A 13,407-nucleotide genomic window follows, 5' to 3' on the forward strand; every position below is an offset into this window, starting at 1 on the left:
ACCTCCCGATGGCATTTCAGGCAGGAGGGCGGCGGCCGGCACCGCGGCCCGTTACCGACACCTCCGGAACCCGGGCGTATCTGCGGGACTACGCCGCGCTCCTGGAGGCCGTCCCCTTTCCCTCCTTCGTCGTCGACCACCGCTGGGACGTGGCCCTGGCCAACGACGCCTTCCGGGCGCTCTTCGGCGCCGTCGCCCCCCACCCCACGGCCATGCCGGGCGACAACTTCCTCAGATTCGTCCTGTTCCACCCGGAGGCCCCCGCGGTCCTCGGCGAGCACGAGCCGCGCTGGTGCCTGCCGATGATGGCGCACTTCGCGTCCGCCCTCGAACGGCACGGCCACGACCCCGCGCTCCAGGCCGTCCGCCGCGACATCGCCCAGGACCCGATCATGGAGGCCGCCTACCGGCAGGGCCTGCCCCACTGGATCCGCGCGGTCGGGGAGGCCGCCGTCGAGCACGACGGCGCCGTACGGCCGGTGCTGCACCCCGATCCGCGCTGGGGCGCGACCGACTGCCGGGTCGTCGTCGAAACGCCGCGGTCCCTGGCGGAACTCGGGTACACGCGCATCACGTTCGTCCTGCGCGAGGCGCGCCGCGCACCCGCCCGCGAGCGCCGGACGCGGCGTGGCGCCCCCCATCTGAGGGTGGTCCCCACGACCGGGTGAGAGCGGCCGGGCGCGGACCGCGCTCCGCCCGCGCCGCACCGGCGCCGCCGACGTGCCCGAGCGCCGGCCCGCGGATCACAGGTCCAGCACGAGCCGCTTCCCCCGGCACCGGGAGACGCAGATGAGCATGGTCTCCCCGGACGCCCGCTCGGCCTCCGTGAGGACCGAGTCCCGGTGGTCCGGAGTGCCCTCCAGGACGTCGGTCTCACAGGTGCCGCAGGTGCCCTCGGCGCAGGAGTACAGCACCTCCACCCCGGCGGCGCGGACCGCGTCGAGGACGGACACGCCCGGCGGGACGGTGACGGTCCCGCCGCTTCGCGCCAGTTCGACCTCGAACTCCGTGTCCCCTGCCGCCTCCCGCGCCTTCGGCCGGAAGCGCTCCAGGCGCAGCACGCCCGGCGGGCACCGCTCCTCGACCGCGTCCAGCAGCGGACCGGGCCCGCAGCAGTAGACGAGCGCGCCGTCCGGGAGACCGTCCAGCACGGGGGCCAGGTCCAGCAGCCCCGTCTCGTCCTGCGGCGCGAGGACCACCCGGTCCCCGTACCGGGCCAGTTCCCGCGTGAACGCCATGGAGGCGCGGGTCCGGCCCCCGTACAGCAGCGTCCACTCGGCGCCCGCCGCCTCGGCCGCGGCCAGCATCGGCAGGATCGGGGTGATGCCGATGCCGCCCGCGACGAAGCGGTAGTGCGGGGCGGGCTCCAGGGGGAAGTGGTTGCGCGGGCCGCGCACCCGCACCGCGGCGCCCGGCCCCAGCCGGTCGTGCACGTACGCCGAACCGCCCCGCCCCTCCGGCTCGCGCAGCACGGCGATCCGCCAGGCGTGCCGGTCGGCGGGGTCGCCGCACAGCGAGTACTGCCGCTCCAGGCCGGGACCGAGGACCACGTCGATGTGGGCGCCCGGTTCCCAGGCGGGCAGTTCCCCGCCCCGTGGACGGCGCAGGGTGAGCGCGAGCACGCCGTCGGCGGCCGGCTCGCTCCGCTCGACGACGAGTTCGGAGTCGTACGGGGTCATGAACCGCTTCCTCGGGGCCGATCTGCTTCGGGCTGCTGTCCTTCGGGCCGGTGTCCCCGTGGATGCGCGAGCATCCACTCCCACATCGCGACCGGGTCCTCGGCGGTGTGCCCGGCGCCGCAGTGGCACGTGCCGTGCAGGACGTCGGTGCCGGGGACCCAGTCGATGCGGTAGACCTCTCCGGTGGCGGGGGAGGTCACCGCGCGTCCTCCGCGCCCTTCCCGGTCCCGGCGCCCTCCTCGACCAGCCGGGCGAGGATGCGGCGGGCCGCCAGGCCGCCGGTGTCGATGTTGATGCTCAGCTCCTGGTAGCCGGTGCGCTCGGTGCCGAGCGTGCGCTGCAGCAGGTTGAGCGCGTCGACGTCCTGCATGACGACGGTGTGGTTGTTCCTCCGCAGGAACTCGGTGACCTCGGCGTCGTCGATCGCCCAGTCCCGGGAGACCGCCCAGAAGTCGTACACCTTGCCGTCGCAGGACGGGGTGATCGCGTACGTGATCTCGGTGTGGAAGCCGTCCGGATCGCTGCCGTCCGCCCCGGGCAGCACCCCGACCGGGGCGACCCTGCTGTGCAGCAGGTACAGGCAGGGGGCGTGGTACTCGATGTCCTGCCGGCGTGAGATCCGGCCCTCGATGCCGGTCGACCTCGCGTAGAACGGCGGGCACTCGGCGTCGTCCATGTGCCGGCTCACCCGTACGATCCCGGCGCCCTCGTCGACCTCCGTGCTGATCGGCGTCTCGGCGACCTCGGGCGTGCCGATGTACCCGCCGTGCAGGTACGTCTCGTGGGACAGGTCCAGGAGGTTGTCGACGAGGAGGCCGTAGTCGCAGTCGATGGGTTCCATGCCGCGCACGGTGACCCAGCCGGGCGCGTCCAGGTGCCGGGCGCGCGGGACGGACCGCGGGTCGGCGAGCGAGGGGTCGCCGATCCACACCCACACCAGGGAGTCCTGCTCGACGACCGGGTAGGAGGCGACGCGCGCGGTGCGCGGGACGCGCTTCTGTCCCGGCACGTACACGCAGGTGCCGGTCGTGTCGTAGGTGAACCCGTGGTAACCGCAGACGACGCGGTCCCCGTCGAGCCGGGTCGGCGCCTCGGACAGCGGGTACCGGCGGTGCACGCACCGGTCGTGCAGGACGACCGGTGCGCCCTCCCCGGTGCGGTAGAGGACGAGCGGCTCCCCGAGGATCGTCCGGCCGAGCAGCTCGCGGCCCACCTCGTGGGTGTAGGCGGCGACGTACCACTGGTTCCTGGCGAAAGCGGTCGTGTGCGGCATGGCGTTCCCGTCCCTGAGAAGCGGGGCTCCGTCGCCCCGCGTGCCGTGGTTGCCCATAGATTCGTGACGCCCGCCACACCCCGGCAAGGCCGCTTCCGTCAGGCGGAAGGCCGCCGGTGACCGGTCCTCAGCGGGCGAGTTCCCGGTGCGCCGTCTCCGGCAGCCTCAGGTACACCACCGACGACAGCAGGCACAGCACCGCCACGTACCAGGGGAACAGCCCGGAGTGGCCCAGGTCCTTGAACAGCGTTCCCACGTACGGGGCCGTGCCGCCGAAGAGGGCCACCGTCAGGGAGTAGGGGAAGCCGATGCCGGCCGCGCGCACCCGGGGCGGGAACACCTCGGCGTTGACGGCGGCGCTGATGGAGGTGAAGCCGGTCAGCAGCACCATGCCCGCGCAACTCACCAGCAGCAGCACCGCGAAGGAGTCGCGCAGGAGGTGCAGCAGCGGCACGCACAGCAGGGCGAAGCCCACGCCGAAGAAGAGCAGCAGCGGGCGGCGGCCGAAGCGGTCGGAGAGCAGGCCGCCCAGCGGCTGGAGCAGGGCGAAGAAGGCGAGCGAGAGGGTGCCGGCCAGCAGCGCGTCCGACTTCTCGACGCCCGCGTTGAGTTCGGCGTACGTCGGCAGGTACGACGTCCAGGTGTAGTAGGCGAGGGTACCGCCGGCCGTGATCCCGGCGATCAGCAGCGACTCGCGCGGATGACGGCGCAGCGCCTCGAACAGGCCCGGGCGCGGCCCCTGCCGCTGCTCGGCGCTGCGGGTCTCCTGCGCGCCCCGCCGGATCCAGAAGCCGACCAGGCTGAGCACCGCGCCGAGGACGAACGGGACCCGCCACCCCCAGCCGTTCATCGACCGCTCGGAGACCGTGCCCACCAGCAGCGCGGCGATCCCGGAGGCGGCCAGCTGCCCGGCGGTCGTCGACACGTACTGGAAGCTGGAGAACAGCCCGCGGCGACCCGGTCCCGCCGACTCCACCAGGAAGGTCGTCGAGGCGGCGAACTCACCGCCCACGGAGAGCCCTTGGAGGAGCCGGGCGAGGACCAGGACCACGGGGGCCAGGATTCCGGCCGCCGCGTAGGTCGGGGTCAGGCCCACCAGCAGGCTGCTGCCGCCCATCAGCAGGATGGTCACCGTCAGCGCGGCCCGCCGCCCGTGCCGGTCGGCGATCGCGCCCATCAGCAGCCCGCCCACCGGCCGCATGAAGAAGCCCACCGCGAACACCGCGAACGTCGACAGCAGCGGTACGAGCGAGTTGTCCGCGCCCTTGGGGAAGACCTGGGCGGCGATGTAGGTGGCGAGGAAGGTGTAGGCGTACCAGTCGTACCACTCCACGGCGTTGCCGACGGAGGCGGCGAGGAGCTGGCGCACGGGCCGTCGGGTCGGAGCGGGATGACCGGGCGTGGTGTACATGCGTGTCATGATCGCGACCATCCCCGCCGGGCGGCCCCCGAACACCTCGCGTACCGACGACTTTCACGCCCCCGCCACCGCTGCCTTCCCTGCCGTTCGGCGTCCCTGAAACACTCCTTCCGCGCGCATTCCGTCACCACCCGGCCGGCAGAACCACGTCACAGGGGAGAGGGTCCTCGTCCATGCCCGAAGTCAACCGGCGCCGATTCCTCCAGCTCGCGGGCGCCACCGCGGCGTTCGGCGCGCTCTCCGCCAGCATCCAGCGGGCCGCCGCGCTCCCGGCCAACCACCGCACCGGGTCGATCGAGGACGTCGAGCACATCGTCGTCCTGATGCAGGAGAACCGTTCCTTCGACCACTACTTCGGCAAGCTGAGAGGCGTCCGCGGCTTCGGCGACCCGCGCCCGGTGACCCTGCCGAGCGGCAAGTCCGTGTGGCACCAGACGAAGGACGGCGAGGAGGTCCTGCCCTTCCACCCGGACGCCGACGACCTCGGCATGCAGTTCCTGGAGGGCCTGCCGCACGGCTGGACCGACGGCCAGGCCGCCTACGACGGCGGCCGCTACGACAAGTGGCTGCCCGCCAAGGGCACCACCACCATGGCCTACCTCACCCGCGAGGACATCCCCTTCCACTACGCCCTCGCCGACGCCTTCACCGTCTGCGACGCCTACCACTGCTCGTTCATCGGCTCCACCGACCCCAACCGCTACTACATGTGGACGGGCCACACCGGCAACGACGGCACGGGCGGCGGCCCGGTCCTCGGCAACGAGGAGCTGGGCTACGGCTGGACGACCTACCCCGAGCGCCTGGAGCGGGCGGGCGTCTCCTGGAAGGTCTACCAGGACGTCGGCGACGGCCTGGACGCGGCCGGCTCCTGGGGCTGGATCGACGACGCCTACCGCGGCAACTACGGCGACAACTCGCTGCTGTACTTCGACAGCTACCGCGACGCCCGGCCCGGCGACCCGCTGTACGACAAGGCCCGCACGGGCACGGACGCCAAGGCGGGCGAGGGCTACTTCGACCGGCTCCGGGCGGACGTGAAGGCGGACCGGCTGCCGCAGATATCGTGGATCGCCGCCCCCGAGGCGTTCTCCGAGCACTCCAACTGGCCGTCCAACTACGGAGCCTGGTACATCGCCCAGGTCCTGGACGCGCTCACCTCCAACCCGGACGTGTGGGCGAGGACGGCCCTGTTCATCACCTACGACGAGAACGACGGCTTCTTCGACCACGTGGTGCCGCCGCTGCCGCCGGAGTCCGCCGCGCGGGGAAGGTCCACCGTCGACGTCTCCCTCGACCTCTACCCGGGCGACGCCAAGCGCCCGGCCGGCCCCTACGGGCTCGGCCCGCGCGTACCGATGCTGGTCGTCTCGCCGTGGAGCAAGGGCGGCTACGTCTGCTCCGAGACCTTCGACCACACCTCGATCATCCGGTTCATGGAACGCCGCTTCGGCGTGCGCGAGCCGCAGATCTCGCCGTGGCGGCGGGCCGTCTGCGGCGACCTGACCTCCGCCTTCGACTTCTCCCGCAAGGACAGCCGCCCGGCGGACCTGCCGGACACCGACGGCTACGAGCCGCCGGACCGCGAGCGCCACCCCGACTACCGGCCCACCCCGCCGGCCGACCCCGGCATGCCGAAGCAGGAGCGGGGCCTGCGCCCGGCCCGCCCGCTGAAGTATGCCCCCTACGTGGACGGCGCGGCGGACCCGGCGACCGGGAAGTACACGCTCACCTTCGCCTCCGGCGCCCGGGCCGGTGCCGCCTTCCTCGTCACCTCCGGCAACCGCGCCGACGGCCCCTGGACGTACACCACCGAGGCCGGCAAGACGATCTCCGACACCTGGAACCCGGCCTACTCGAAGGGCGTCCACGACCTGACCGTGCACGGCCCCAACGGCTTCCTGCGCGCCTTCAGGGGAACCGGGAAGGCCACCGGACCGGAGGTCACCGCCCGGCACACCGGCGACGACGTGGAACTGACCTTCACCCACGCCGGCACCGGCACGGTCCGGCTGAGACTGACCGACGCCTACGGCGGCCGCGCCACGACCGTCACCGTGCGCCCCGGCGCCACCCTGAAGCGCCGGATCGACCTCGCGGCGAGCCGGCGCTGGTACGACCTGACCGTCACGTCGGAGGCGGACCCGGCCTTCCTGCGCCGCTTCGCCGGGCACGTGGAGAACGGGCGGCCGGGGGTGAGCGACCCGGCCATCGTCACCGAGTAGCGGTCACAGGGGCGTGAGGTGCCCCGGCTCCCGCCGCGGGGGCCGGGGCGCCGGCGCCGGTTCGGCCGATGGGACGGGGCCGGGCTCCGGGGCGGGCACGGCGGCCACCGGCCGGCCGTCCCGGTGCGGGGCGCCGGTCCGCCGCCCGGCGCCGGCCCGGTCCCGGTCCGGGCCGGCGGCGGTGGCCCGGGTGAGGAGGAGCACGCCCCGGGCGGCCAGCGCCGCTCCGGCCAGAGCCAGCAGCACGCCGACGGGGCCGCCCCGGAGCCGTTCGCCGAGCAGGGAGAGGCCGATCACCGCGGCGGCGACGGGATTGGCCAGGGTCACCACCGCCAGCGGTGCCCCCAGACCGCCCCGGTACGCCGTCTGCGACAGCAGCAGCCCCCCGGTCGCGAAGGCCGCGACGAGCAGCGCCACGCCGCTCACCTGCACGCTGAGCAGCGGGCCCGAACGGTCGGTGGCGGCGACCGTCACCGTCTGGGCGAGCGCCGACGCGACCCCGGAGGCCGCTCCGGACGCGGTCGCGTGCCGCAGTCCCGGCCGGGACCCCGGCCACGACAGCACGCCGACCAGCGCGGCGGTCGCGCCCGCCACCACCAGCGCCTCGGAGACGCCGAGCACATCACCGGGCGCGGGGCCGGACGCGGTGACCAGCAACGCGCCCAGCCCCAGCAGGGTCAGGCCGGTGCCACGCCACTCCACCGCGCTCACCTTCCGCCCCGCGAGCCGCGCCCCCATGGGCACCGCGGCCACCAGGGTGAGCGCGCCGAGCGGCTGGACCACGGTCAGCGGGCCGTACCTCAGCGCCACGACGTGCAGCAGCGCGGCCGACGCGTTCAGCGCCACCGACCACCACCACGCGCCGTCGGCCAGCAACCGCAGCGTGCCCGCCCCCGCCGACCGGGACGCCAGCCGCTCCTGCGCGACGGCCGCGGCGGCGTAGGCGACGGCGGAGACGAGGGAGAGGACGACGGCGAGCAGCGCGGCGCTCATCGGGAAGCCCCGAGCAGCTTGCGCCCGGCCGTACCCGCCCGCCCGGTGGAGGGCGAGGCCGGCAGGGGCGCGCGGGTGGCGGCCGGCAGGGGGTCCCCGGCGGTGGCCGGTGCGGACTCCTGGACGGCGGCCGGCGCGGGTTCGGGGGCGGTGACCGGCGCCTTCCGCCCTCGTCCCGCCGCGGCCGGCCGCGGCGTGCGCCGGGGGCGCTCCGTGACGGCCGCCTTCCGGTGAGGCGGACGGATCACCGCGAGCGCGAGGCCGAGCAGGGCCGCCGCCACGATCGCGTCGAGCCAGTAGTGGTTCGCCGTCCCCACGATCACCAGCAGGGTGAGCAGCGGATGCAGCAGCCACAGCGGGCGCAGCCGCGACCGGGTGGCGGCCATCAGCCCGATCGCCAGCATCAGCGCCCAGCCGAAGTGCAGCGACGGCATGGCCGCGAACTGGTTCGACAGGTGGTCGCTTCGCGGCGGGCCGTAGACCGAGGGCCCGTAGACCCGTGCGGTGTCGATCAGGCCAGTCGCGGCCAGCATCCGCGGCGGGGCGAGCGGGAACGTCAGATGCAGCACCAGCGCGGCGGCGGTCACCGCGGCCAGCACCCGGCGGACCCGGACGTAGTGCGCCGGCCGCCGCAGGTAGAGCCAGACCAGGAAGGCCGCGGTGGCCGGGAAGTGGACGGTGGCGTAGTAGGTGTTCGCCACGTGCACGAGGGCGTCGCCGTGCAGCAGCAGGGACTGCACCGTGCCCTCGCCGGGCAGGCGCAGGGCGCGTTCCAGGTCCCACACGCGACGGGCGTTGCGGAACGCCTCGCCGGTGCGGCCGGCCGCCAGTTGCCGGCCGCACTTGTAGACAAGGAACAGTCCTGCGACGAGCAGGAGCTCGCGGACGAGCGGTGGCCGCGCTGACGCGTCGGGCTCCGCTTCTGCAGGCTCGGTGCGGGCGTTCATCCCCCGGCCCTTTCGCTGACGGTGGTGCGTGCGGTGGTGCGGTGGTGCGGCGGAGCCGGTGACTCGCCGGGTCTGCCGGGCTCATGGGTGGTGAGCCGGCCGGTACGGGAGGGTGACGGTTCTCATCGATACGTTTCCGTACCGATACGCCAGTGTACCGATACGTCCGAGTACCGGTACACTGGCGTATCGATGGCCGTGCGGCACACTGGACGACAAGGTGGAGCACGGGCCCTTGGCCACCGGATCCGAGCGAGGAGTGCAGCCGATGACGTCGCAGGCCGCGGACCGACCGGACACGGTCGTCGCCTCGCGCCGCTCCAAGATCACGCCCGAGCGTGAGCAGGAGTTCTTCGACGCGGTCCTCGAACAGATCCGGGAGTGCGGGTACGACGCCGTCACCATGGAGGGCGTCGCCGCCAGCACCCGGTGCAGCAAGTCCACGCTCTACCGGCAGTGGAAGACCAAGCCGCAGTTCGTGGCGGCGGCCCTGCGCTCCCACCGCCGGGTGCGCTTCGCCGGCATCGACACCGGCTCGCTCGCCGAGGACCTGCGCCAGGCGGCCCGGGCCGCGGGCGAGTGGTCGGGCAAGGACACCCGGCTGCTCCAGGCCCTCGGGCACGCCGTCATGCAGGACCCGGAACTCCAGCAGGCCCTGCGGGAGGCGCTCGTCGAGCCCGAGATCGCCGCGCTCCGGGAGATCCTGGACCGCGGGGTGGCGCGGGGCGAGGTCCCGGCCGGCCATCCGGCGCTGGAGTACGTGCCCGCGCAGATGTTCGGCGTCCTGCGGGTACGGCCCGTCGTGGAGGGCGAGTACGCCGACGCGGACTACCTCGTCCGTTTCGTGGAGGCCGCCGTGCTGCCGGCACTCGGCCTCACCTGAGGACCCGGGCCGCCGTCCATGGGATGACTGGACGGTGACCTGGCCGCGCCGACCCGTGGGGACGGGGGCGGCGCGCACCCCGGCCGGGTGGGACGCCTCTTGAGCGGAGGGGCGCCCCGCCCGGCCGTTCCGTCACCGGGCCGGGCGGGGGAGGAGGCGGTCAGACGTCCTGCCCGCTGCCGCCGCCGGACGCCTTCTCGATGCCCTTGGTGATCTCGTCGATCACGCCCTGCCCCTCGCCGACGTCGACGCCGAAGCGGACGACGACGATCTGCTCGGGGTTCTTCGGCGCGGGGAAGGCGAGCGACTCGACAAAGCCGTCGGAACCCTTGCTCGTGACCGCCTTCCAGCGCACCAGGTAACCCTTCTGCCCGGCCACGGTCACCGCCTCGGAGGCCAGCACCTCGTGCGAGGTGATCGAGCCGTAGCCCTTGCCGTAGGACTCCTCCGCGTTCGCCGCGATGTCCGCCTTGGCGACCTCCTCGGCGGTGCCGCCCTTGGTGCCCAGCAGCATCGCGGGCGCCGAGTACGCGCCGCCCTTGGTGCAGGACTGGGAGGTGTCGCCGGGACACGGGTAGGAGTCGTCCGAGGTCACCTGCGCGCCGACCTGCATCTCCTGGCCGTACCAGCCGTCCGGGACCGGCAGGCTGATCCCGCTGAGCGCGTCGGTCACCGTCCCGCTGTCGACCCTCGGCGGATCGGACGGGTCCGGGGACGGCGACGCACCGCCGTCCCCGTCCCCGAAGGGGCCGCCCGGGCGGTCCCGGTCCTGCTGCCGGGATCCCGCGCTGGTGTCGCTGCGGCCGTCCCCGTCGGCGAGGGCGTACACGCCGACGCCGACGCTCGCGAGGACGGCCGCGGCCAGACCCGCGGCGATGCCGGTGCGCAGCCCCCGCCGCCGGCCGGCCGGCGGCTGCGCCGGATACGCCGGGTAGCCGGGGAACGCGGGCTGTCCGGGGAACGGAGGTTGTCCGGGGAACGGAGGCAGTCCGGGGGGAGCCGCCGCTTCCGGGTGCGCCGGGGGCGGCGCCCCGTCGGCCGGCGGCCGGGTCGGCTGTCCGGTGTGCGCCGACGGCTCGGGCCGCGCCGCGGTCGCCGCAGGGGCTCCGGGCTGCGCCTCGTCGGCCGGCGGCCGGGCCGATTGCCCGCCGTTTCCCGGCTGCCCGGGCCCGGCCGCGGCCGGGGGCGCCGGCTGCCCGGGCCGCGTTCCCGTTCCGTCCGCCGCCGCCGGCGGCGGGCTGCCGGCGGCGGGCGCCGCGGGGCGGATCCGGTCCGTCCACACCTTGCCGTCCCACCAGCGCTCGGTCGCGGGACCGTCACTTGTCTGCCCGGGGTCGGGGTACCACCCGGGAGGAGTCACCTGCGTCATGGGCCCACCGTATGAGGCGTCGGTGAAAGCGCGATGAGAGGGCCGGTCCCGAGGTGGTCCGGCCGGGCGCGTCCACCGGACGCCCGGGCTACCCCAGCACCAGCCGCACCGGCCGCTCCCGTGCCGGCGGCGGCAGCCGGAGCCCGTCCCGGCCCGGGGTCACCGACCCCAGCACGCTCGGGTGCCGTGCCCCGGTGCTCGCCGGCTCGGTGCCCGGCAGGCCGTGTGCCGTCAAGAACCCCAGGACCGCGAAGGCGTACGCCTCCTTCGCCTGCGCCGGCAGCCCCAGTTCGTCGGAGGTGCGCAGCACCGTCCCCGGCAGCGACCGCCCGAGCAGGTCCATCAGTACGGGATTGCGGGTGCCGCCGCCCGAGGCGATCACCTCCGTGGCGCCGACCGCCCGCACGGCGTCGGCGATCGTGCGGGCGGTGAGCAGGGTCAGCGTGGCGACGACGTCCTCGGCGGGCAGCGCCTGCGATCCGGCCAGCGCCTCCCGCAGACGACCGGCGTGGAACAGCTCCTTGCCCGTCGTCTTGGGCGGGGGCAGCGCGTAGTACGGCTCCGCGAGCAGCCGCTCCAGCAGCGGCCCGTGCACCCGGCCCCGGGCGGCCAGCGCCCCGTCCACGTCGTACGCCGCCCGCCCGCCGGCGTACTCCCGCACGGCCGCGTCGATCAGCGCGCAGCCCGGCCCGGTGTCGAAGGCGGTCCCGTCCGGCGCGGTGAGGTTGGCGATCCCGCCGATGTTCAGCGCGACAGGCGTGCCCGGCCGGCCGCGCAGCCACAACAGGTCGACCAGGCTGACCAAGGGGGCGCCCTGCCCGCCGGCGGCGACGTCGCGCGGCCGGAAGTCAGCGACCACGGGCAGCCCGGTCGCCTCGGCAATCCAGGCCGGCTGCCCGAGCTGGAGGGTGCCGTGCACCCGTCCCCGCTCCACCCAGTGGTAGACGGTCTGCCCGTGCGAGGCGACCAGCTCGGCCCGGCCGGAGCACAGTTCGCGGTCGGCGCGGACGGCCGCCGCGGCGAACGCCCGCCCGATCCGGGTGTCGAGCCGGCACACGTCGGCGAGCGTCACACCGGCCGGCGGCAGCGCGGCGGCCAGCGCCTCGCGCACCTCGTCGTCGTAGCGCTCGCTCACCGTCCCGAGCGGCTCCAGCACCAGGCAGTCCCCGGCCAGGCGCAGATCGGCCGCCGCCGCGTCGATGGCGTCGTACGACGTACCGGACATCAGCCCGATCACCCTCATCGATCCCGTCACCCCTTCACCCTCGTCGCTCCCGTCGCCCCTTCACCCTCGTCGCCCTCGTCGCCCCTTCACCCTCGTCGCCCTCGTCGCCCTCGTCGGGTTCACTTCTCCCTCTTGCCGGCGGCCCGCGCCCGGCGCCCCGCCCGCCCCGGTGCGGCGGCCAGGGCGAGCGCGCTCACCGCGCAGGCCGCCGCCGCGTAGTACGCGGGAACGTCCACGTTCCCGGTGCGCTCCACCGTCTCGGTGATGACGAGCCCCGCGCACCCGGAGAACACCGCGTTGGACAGCGCGTAGGAGAGCCCCAGCCCGGTGTAGCGCACCCGCGTCGGGAACATCTCCGACAGCAGCGCGGGCCCGGGCCCGGCCATCAGCCCCACCACGGCCCCGGCGGCGAACACCGCCGCCCCCTTCGCGGCGTTCGAGGCACCCGGATCCTGGAGGACGTCCAGCAGCGGAAGGGCCGACACCACCACGAGCAGCGCCCCCGTCAGCATCACCGGCCGCCGGCCGGCCCGGTCGCTGAGCAGCCCCGCGGGGACGATCGTCACCGCGAACCCCAGGTTGGCCAGGACGGTGGCGAGCAGCGCCTGCCGGAAGCTCGCGTCCAGGCTGCTCTGCAAGTACGACGGCAGGACGACCAGGAAGGTGTACCCGGCCGCCGCCCATCCCATGATCCGCCCCGCGCCCAGCGCGATCGCCCCCGCCACCTCCCGCGCGGGCGGCGTCACCCGCTCCCGCTCCTCGCGGAAGGCCGGCGTCTCGTCCAGCCGCAGCCGCAGCCACAGCGCCCCCAGCCCCAGCGGCAGCGCCAGCAGGAACGGCAGCCGCCAGCCCCACTCGCCCAGCTGCCGCTCGGTCAGCACGGTCGCCGGCAAGGCCGCCGCACCCGCCCCGCCGAGCAGCCCGAGCGCCACCGTGAACGACTGCCACGACCCGTACAGCCCGCGCCTGCCCGGCGGGGCGAACTCCGTCATCACCGACACCGCGCCCCCGAACTCCCCGCCCGCCGACAGCCCTTGCAGGATGCGCAGGAAGGTCAGCAGCCACGGCGCGAGGGCACCGGCCTGCGCGTACGTCGGCAGCGCGCCGATCAGCGCCGTCGCGGCCGTCATCAGCGAGATCACCAGGACCAGCACCGGCCGGCGCCCCACCCGGTCGCCCAGCCGGCCGAACAGCGCCGCGCCGACGGGACGGAAGAAGAACGCCAGCGCGAACGAGGCGTACGTCTTCACCAGGGCCTCGGCCCCGCCGCCGCCCTCGGGGGTGAAGAACCGCTCCGCGATGACGGTCGCGAAGTAGCCGTAGACGCCGAACTCGTACCACTCGATGAGATTGCCCACCGAGCCCGCGACCAGTGCCCGCCGGCCCCGCGCCC

The 13,407-nt window shown here is 74.7% G+C and carries 12 protein-coding genes; 3 read left to right on the forward strand and 9 right to left on the reverse strand.

The features are described from left to right. Nucleotides 1-8: 8 nt before the first annotated feature. Nucleotides 9-668, forward strand: coding sequence for an MmyB family transcriptional regulator (locus ACSU6Z_RS25635; RefSeq protein ID WP_437049108.1), 660 nt, complete (start codon nt 9-11; stop codon nt 666-668). A 75-nt stretch (nt 669-743) separates the two neighbouring features. Here ACSU6Z_RS25635 and ACSU6Z_RS25640 read toward each other — a convergent pair whose 3' ends face one another. The 4 genes from ACSU6Z_RS25640 to ACSU6Z_RS25655 form a co-directional block, all read right to left on the reverse strand. Beyond that, on the reverse strand, nt 744-1,679 hold the full coding sequence (locus ACSU6Z_RS25640) for a PDR/VanB family oxidoreductase (protein ID WP_437049110.1): 936 nt from the start codon (nt 1,677-1,679) through the stop codon (nt 744-746). After that, nucleotides 1,676-1,879, reverse strand: a complete 204-nt coding sequence (locus ACSU6Z_RS25645) for a hypothetical protein (protein ID WP_437049112.1) — start codon at nt 1,877-1,879, stop codon at nt 1,676-1,678. Before ACSU6Z_RS25645 ends, ACSU6Z_RS25640 begins: the two co-directional genes overlap by 4 nt. Continuing rightward, nucleotides 1,876-2,952 carry a Rieske 2Fe-2S domain-containing protein gene (locus ACSU6Z_RS25650; RefSeq protein ID WP_437049114.1) on the reverse strand — a complete coding sequence of 359 codons (1,077 nt, stop codon included), beginning with the start codon at nt 2,950-2,952 and terminating at the stop codon, nt 1,876-1,878. The genes ACSU6Z_RS25645 and ACSU6Z_RS25650 overlap by 4 nt, the downstream gene beginning before the upstream one ends. A gap of 127 nt (nt 2,953-3,079) precedes the next feature. Next, nucleotides 3,080-4,384, reverse strand: coding sequence for an MFS transporter (locus ACSU6Z_RS25655; RefSeq protein ID WP_437049116.1), 1,305 nt, complete (start codon nt 4,382-4,384; stop codon nt 3,080-3,082). A gap of 161 nt (nt 4,385-4,545) precedes the next feature. On the opposite strand from ACSU6Z_RS25655, the gene ACSU6Z_RS25660 reads away from it, so the two are divergent. Beyond that, complete coding sequence (locus ACSU6Z_RS25660) at nt 4,546-6,597, forward strand: phosphocholine-specific phospholipase C (RefSeq protein WP_437049118.1); 2,052 nt, start codon at nt 4,546-4,548, stop codon at nt 6,595-6,597. A gap of 3 nt (nt 6,598-6,600) precedes the next feature. Here the strand turns inward: ACSU6Z_RS25660 and ACSU6Z_RS25665 are convergent, their stop codons facing one another. Beyond that, nucleotides 6,601-7,590, reverse strand: coding sequence for a hypothetical protein (locus ACSU6Z_RS25665; protein ID WP_437049120.1), 990 nt, complete (start codon nt 7,588-7,590; stop codon nt 6,601-6,603). Continuing rightward, nucleotides 7,587-8,537 carry a phosphatase PAP2 family protein gene (locus ACSU6Z_RS25670; protein ID WP_437049122.1) on the reverse strand — a complete coding sequence of 317 codons (951 nt, stop codon included), beginning with the start codon at nt 8,535-8,537 and terminating at the stop codon, nt 7,587-7,589. Before ACSU6Z_RS25670 ends, ACSU6Z_RS25665 begins: the two co-directional genes overlap by 4 nt. 268 nt (nt 8,538-8,805) lie before the next feature. Between ACSU6Z_RS25670 and ACSU6Z_RS25675 the strand changes: the two genes are divergently transcribed. Beyond that, nucleotides 8,806-9,420, forward strand: coding sequence for a TetR/AcrR family transcriptional regulator (locus ACSU6Z_RS25675; protein ID WP_437049124.1), 615 nt, complete (start codon nt 8,806-8,808; stop codon nt 9,418-9,420). A gap of 160 nt (nt 9,421-9,580) precedes the next feature. On the opposite strand, the gene ACSU6Z_RS25680 is transcribed toward ACSU6Z_RS25675, so the two are convergent. From ACSU6Z_RS25680 to ACSU6Z_RS25690, 3 genes are all read right to left on the reverse strand, one after another. Next, on the reverse strand, nt 9,581-10,789 hold the full coding sequence (locus ACSU6Z_RS25680) for a DUF2510 domain-containing protein (RefSeq protein WP_437049125.1): 1,209 nt from the start codon (nt 10,787-10,789) through the stop codon (nt 9,581-9,583). An 88-nt stretch (nt 10,790-10,877) separates the two neighbouring features. Then, nucleotides 10,878-12,032, reverse strand: coding sequence for an anhydro-N-acetylmuramic acid kinase (locus ACSU6Z_RS25685; protein WP_437049127.1), 1,155 nt, complete (start codon nt 12,030-12,032; stop codon nt 10,878-10,880). 101 nt (nt 12,033-12,133) lie between these two features. Further along, nucleotides 12,134-13,387: an MFS transporter gene (locus tag ACSU6Z_RS25690; protein WP_437050485.1), complete on the reverse strand. Its 1,254-nt coding sequence runs from the start codon at nt 13,385-13,387 to the stop codon at nt 12,134-12,136. Nucleotides 13,388-13,407: the final 20 nt, after the last annotated feature.

Source organism: Streptomyces sp. enrichment culture (genome assembly GCF_964273145.1).
Taxonomy (GTDB): Bacteria; Actinomycetota; Actinomycetes; order Streptomycetales; family Streptomycetaceae; genus Streptomyces.